A 5,713-nucleotide genomic window follows, 5' to 3' on the forward strand; every position below is an offset into this window, starting at 1 on the left:
GGCCGGAGAAGGGGCCGGGGGGACGGGGACATCGCCTCCCGCCACCGCGACCGGCGCGAAGGCCACGCCGAGCAGGGCGGATACGGCGAGCGCCGCCGCACAGCGGCGAACGGTGGTCATGACGTGCCCCTCCTGCGGGAGCCGGCGCGGGCACACCACCGCCCTTTCCGGCGGGGTCGGCCCGCGCCGTGGCGGGCCGTTCACCCCTGCCGGTCGTGGCACTGGGCACCGGACTCCGGCTCCGTAATCCTCGACGATGCCGGCCACCGGCGGTTGCCGGTGGCACGAGCCGGTCACGACCGCGTACGGGGCGTTCCGGCTGCGCCACCGGGCGGAGGCGGCTCACGGTTGCGGGTCAGCGCCGGTTTCGCACCGGCTTTCCCCCGTACGGGCATGATGACGACCCGTCCACTCTATCGGCCGCGTACGACGCTCGGGCGCCAGGACCGCCAGGACGCCGGGACTGCCAGGACCGCCGGGATTGCCGGGGGTACGGGCTGGCGCATCCCGTACCCCCCGACCCGAACCGCCGGGCGAATCCGACATCTCCGTAACCAGCGCGCCATGTCGTCCGACGGGCGGGTTAATTCCGGCGAACAGTCGGGAAACACTTGCCCGTTGCGGCGTGGCCCCTCTTGTTGGCAGTGTGTCTACGCGCGTATCTTGAGCCGGCTTTCTGACTTCTCGTACCACTCCTTCACATCATTTCCGCCATACCGTCATGGCTTTGACAGCACCCCCCGCGCGAGCTTGCACCCGACATAACCCGTAGCAGAAAGAGCCCATCGTGCCCCAGTCCATACCCCCGGCCCTGCGCGGTCGGCGCGCCCGTCGCATCGCCCTGGCGCTTCCCGTCGGCCTCGTCGGAACGCTTATCGCGCTCCCGTTCACCGCGCAGGCGGCCCCGTCGGCCGACGCCGTGATCTCCGAGGTCTACGGCGGCGGCGGTAACTCCGGCGCCTCCCTCACCAATGACTTCATCGAGCTGGGCAACGCCGGCAGCGGGTCCTTCGACCTCACCGGCTGGTCCGTCCAGTACCTGCCCGGTGCGCCGACCGCCAGCTCCAAGTGGCAGGCCACCCCGCTGTCCGGCGTCATCCCGGCGGGCGGCAGCTACCTCGTGGAGGAGAGCAAGGGCACCGGCGGCGACACCGCGCTGCCCACCCCCGACGCGAGCGGCTCCATCGCGATGTCCGCGACCACCGGCACGGTCGCGCTCGTCCACTCCACCACCCCGCTGACCTGCCTCAACGCCGCCGACTGCGCGGCCGACGGCAGCATCAAGGACCTGGTGGGCTTCGGCACCGCGGCGGTCCGCGAGACCTCGCCGGTCCCCGGCGCGAGCAACACCGCCTCGGTCTCCCGCAACGCGGCCCTCGCCGACACCGACAACAACGGCGCCGACCTGACGGCCGGCGCGCCCACGCCGCGCAACGCCGCGGGCGGTGGCAGCGGTCCTGGCGACCCGGGCGACCCCGGTGACCCGTCGCCGTCGCCGAGCCCCAGCACCTCGGAGCCGACGCCCGACCCGACCCCGGGCCCGCTGCGGATCCACGACATCCAGGGCAACACCCGGATCTCCCCGCACAACGGCGAGGCCGTCACCAATGTCCCCGGTGTGGTCACCGGCGTACGCTCCACCGGCTCCTCGCGCGGCTTCTGGATCCAGGACCCCAGCCCGGACAACGACCCGGTCACCAGCGAGGGCGTCTTCGTCTTCACCGGCTCGACCACCCCGCAGGTCAAAGTCGGCGACTCGGTGCTGGTCTCCGCGAAGGTCGCCGAGTACTACCCGGGCGGCGCCTCCTCCGGCGCGCAGTCCCTCACCGAGCTGAGCGGCCCGACCACGGTCGTGCTGTCCTCCGGCAACGCGGTGCCCTCGGTCGAGCTGGTCAGCTCCAAGACGCTGCCCAGGGAGTACGCCCCGAGCGCCGGCAGCGAGAGCATCGACTCGCTGACCCTCCAGCCCTCGGTGTACGCCATGGACTGGCTGGAGAGCCGTGAGGGCATGGTCATCCAGGTCGGCGACAGCCGGGTGGTGGGTGCCTCCAACTCGTACGGCGAGACCTGGATCACCACTCACCCCACCAAGAACCCGACCCCGCGCGGCGGTGTGATCTACACCGACTACGACGACCCGAACCCGGGCCGCCTGCTGGTCACCGCGCTGACCGCCGACAAGCCGGCGGCCAATGTGGGCGACACCCTCAAGGGCGCGACCGGTCCGGTCGACTACGGCACGTACGGCGGCTACAGCATCCAGGCGACCGCTCTCGGCGCGGTCACCAAGGGCGGCATCGAGCCGGAGGTCGCGGAGAAGGGCGACGCCGACGAGCTGTCGGTCGGCACGTACAACGTCGAGAACCTCGACCCGACGGACCCGCAGGAGAAGTTCGACCGGCTGGCCCAGGGCATCGTCAAGAACCTCGCCTCGCCCGACATCGTGAGCCTGGAGGAGATCCAGGACAACAACGGCGCGAAGAACGACGGTACGGTCGCGGCCGACCAGACCCTCGCCAAGTTCATCCAGGCCATCAAGGCGGCGGGCGGCCCGGCGTACGAGTGGCGCTCGATCGACCCGCAGGACGGCACCGACGGCGGTGAGCCGGGCGGCAACATCCGTACCTCCTTCCTCTACAACCCGCTGCGTGTCACCTTCGTGGACCGCCCGGGCGGCGACGCCACGACCGGCGTCGAGGTCGTCACCTCCGGCGACCGGAAGGACCAGGACGTCACGCTGTCCGTCTCCCCGGGCCGGATCAACCCGGGCTCGGACGCCTGGCGCAGCAGCCGCAAGCCGCTGGTCGGCGAGTTCTGGTTCCGCGGTTCGCAGGTCTTCGTGATCGGCAACCACTTCAACTCGAAGGGCGGGGACCAGCCGGTCCACGGCCGCTTCCAGCCTCCGGTCCTCAGCTCCGAGACCCAGCGCCTGGCCCAGGCCCGTGAGGTAAACGCCTTTGTCTCCGACCTGGTCGACAAGGACAAGAACGCCAAGGTCGTGGTCCTGGGTGACATCAACGACTACCAGTTCTCGGCGCCGCTGGACGTCCTGACGGGCAAGGTCCTCAAGGACCTGATCAACACGCTCCCGAAGAACGAGCGTTACAGCTACGTCTACGACGGCAACTCGCAGACCCTGGACCACATCCTGGTCAGCAAGGGCATCAAGAACCCCGAGTACGACGTGGTCCACATCAACGCGGAGTTCGCCGACCAGGCGAGCGACCACGACCCGCAGGTGGTCCGCTTCAAGTAAGCGCCCCTGAGGGCATTTCCTGACAGACGTGGCGTGTACGCGGCTCCCTCCCGGGACCGCGTACACGCCACAGTCATGCCCGGTCTCCGCTGCAACGCGTGCGATCATCCGGAGTCAGGTTTGTCGGGGTTCATTTCGTCTGCGATGAACGAGGATGCGGGCGGCGGGGTATTACGTCGTACATACGAACGCCGAGTCTCAGGGAGGCGCGTGTGAAGCGCTGGTATGTCGTGAGGTGGCTGACCGGGGTGGGCGTCATGGGCGCTGTGATGGTCGGATGCGGCACTGCCTCCGGCGGCACGTCGCAAAGCGACCCGAAGTCGGCAGTACCATCGGCGCCGCCCTCCGCGGTGAGCGACGACCCGACTCTCTCGGTGGCGGCGGACGAGGTGGACGGGATTGTCCGTTCCCGTTACGAGGACTGGTACGCGAGTACCGTGCTCGATCACCGGGGCGGCGTGATGACCGTTTACCGGAAGCCGGGAAGCGACTTGGACGCGGCCGTTCGCTCCCGGGTGTCCGGAGTGAAGCTGGTGTTCAAGGACGCGGCCTTGTCCGAGAAGACCATGCTGGCCCTCGTCCGGGAGATCCTCGCGGACACCGAGTACTGGCGGGAGCGGGACATCGTCATCACCGGGGGCGGACCGCTGAGCGATGGCTCAGGGGTCGGAATGACGACGCGAGCGGGTACGGAGGCGGAAGCGACGCGGCTGTCGAAACACTACGACAGCCGCGTCGTGGTGGAGCGCGGGACCGCTGTCGCGGGCCCCGGGGAGCGTTTCACACCGTCGGCCCAGGGCCTGGAGCGGGCCGGGAGCCGGGCCGGCGTGTCAGAAGTGGACGCCGAGATTACCGGCGGCCACAGTGACGTCCGGATACCACCAACGCCAGGAGCAGTCCCGGCCGTTGCCGTTGGGGACGCCGGGGCAGTCGATTATCTGTGAGCCGTCGTAGGCGCTTATGACGCCGCGTGCCACACCCGCACCGGAGCTGGAAATGGTGTAGACAGGGCCGCCGCTGTCGCCGTTGCCGATTCCGGAGGCCCTGTTGAAGGCTTCGACGCGGACCATGTTGGTCACAGTGCCGAAGCCGCCGATGTTGACGGTCTGGTTGACGGCGACGATGTCGTAGCCGCAGATGCTGCCGGAGTACGCGCCGCCCTGACAGATCGTGTCGCCGACACGGCTGCTGGAGCCGCTGGTGACGGAACGGCCGGAGTTCGTGTCGCCGTCCGCGATGGACGGACCCTCGTAGACGGAACCGCCGATGTCACCGAGGACGAGTTCGGCGTCGCGGCCGGGGTCCTTCCCGGACAGCACGGTGCCGATGGTGTTGCCGGTGCCCGTGCGCCACGTGGTGCCGCCGCAGTGCGCGGCCGTGAGAATGTAGCGGGCGGCGCCGTTGTTGCCCGCGACGCCGAACCCGGTGGTGCAGGAGCCCTGGAAGGTCCCGGAGCCGTTGTACATCTCGGCATACGCGCCACCCCAGTAAGGGGTCGTGTCCGCGAGCCGGCTGGCCTGGCGGGGGGCCACGCCGTAGGTGATGTCCAGGTCCACACTCTCGGTGAGGGCGGCATCGAGGCCGGCCCGGGAGCGGCTGGTCAGTTCGCTGTCGGTGTCGACCGCGACCTCGATGCCGTTTCCATCGGAGCGGGGCCCGACGGAGGTGATCGTCGCACCGTTGACGGAGCCCAGAGCGGCCAAGCGGTCGCTCTCGTTGAGGAGTTGCTTCAGGGTGTACTTCGCCTTGCGGGTCTCAACGGTGATTCCGGAGCGCTCGATCCGCTCGACGGCCTTGGAGACTTGTTGCGGAAGGTCTCCGTGCCAGTAGAGGGTGACGGTATTGGCGGCTGTGTCGATCCGGTCACCGGCAAAGCCGGAATCGCCGAGCGAGTCGGTGACCGCCTGGATCCGGTCGGCGGCTTCGTTCAACCGCTCCTGGACGGCAAATCGCGCCTCTTGTCCGGCCGGCGTGCCTCCGATGACGTCCGCGTTGGGTGTCGCGTCGAGCAGCAGCCTCTTCGACGCGGGGGCTTTCTGCTCCGCGGGCTCCGCCGTCGCGGGCACCGCCGAGGCGAGTAACGCCAGTGCCGCGCAGCCGACGGCCCAGCCACCGAGTCTGAGCCGCTGTATTGTCGAGGTGAATGGCACGTTTGTTCTCCTTCGAGATGTAACGTTTCTTCAGTCGACGTTCATGTTTCGCGCGCATCAGCATCGGTCGGGTGCCACAGAAACGTCAATGGTGCCGTGCGGTCACAGCACTCCCGGGCCGGCACGTCGCGTCGTTCCGCTGCGGCCCCGCGTGGCTGATCAGGCGGCAGGCTGTCTGGATGTCCGTTTTGACTTGGGCCATCGAGGCGCGGCCCGACAGCCAGGTGATCAGCGTCGCGTGCCAGGTGTGTTCGATGACGCGGATCGCGGAGAGCTGCTCGGGGGTGGGGGGTGTGCGGTGCGGGGG

General features: G+C 69.3%; 3 protein-coding genes and 1 pseudogene. 2 read left to right on the forward strand and 2 right to left on the reverse strand.

The annotated features are described in order from the left end of the window. Positions 1–787: 787 nt before the first annotated feature. Positions 788–3,256 carry a lamin tail domain-containing protein gene (locus WH07_RS35245; protein WP_079023819.1) on the forward strand — a complete coding sequence of 823 codons (2,469 nt, stop codon included), beginning with the start codon at positions 788–790 and terminating at the stop codon, positions 3,254–3,256. Between the two features lie 212 nt (positions 3,257–3,468). Continuing rightward, complete coding sequence (locus tag WH07_RS40120; RefSeq protein WP_157877495.1) at positions 3,469–4,200, forward strand: hypothetical protein; 732 nt, start codon at positions 3,469–3,471, stop codon at positions 4,198–4,200. On the opposite strand, the gene WH07_RS35250 is transcribed toward WH07_RS40120, so the two are convergent. Together WH07_RS35250 and WH07_RS38510 are read right to left on the reverse strand one after the other, a co-directional pair. After that, positions 4,087–5,406, reverse strand: a complete 1,320-nt coding sequence (locus WH07_RS35250; RefSeq protein ID WP_046509232.1) for a chymotrypsin family serine protease — start codon at positions 5,404–5,406, stop codon at positions 4,087–4,089. The genes WH07_RS40120 and WH07_RS35250 overlap by 114 nt on opposite strands. Before the next feature lie 85 nt (positions 5,407–5,491). Next, positions 5,492–5,713, reverse strand: a pseudogene (locus tag WH07_RS38510) (TetR family transcriptional regulator); the annotation flags it as partial.

The sequence above is a fragment of the Streptomyces odonnellii genome (genome assembly GCF_000981895.1).
Lineage (GTDB): Bacteria > Actinomycetota > Actinomycetes > Streptomycetales > Streptomycetaceae > Streptomyces > Streptomyces odonnellii.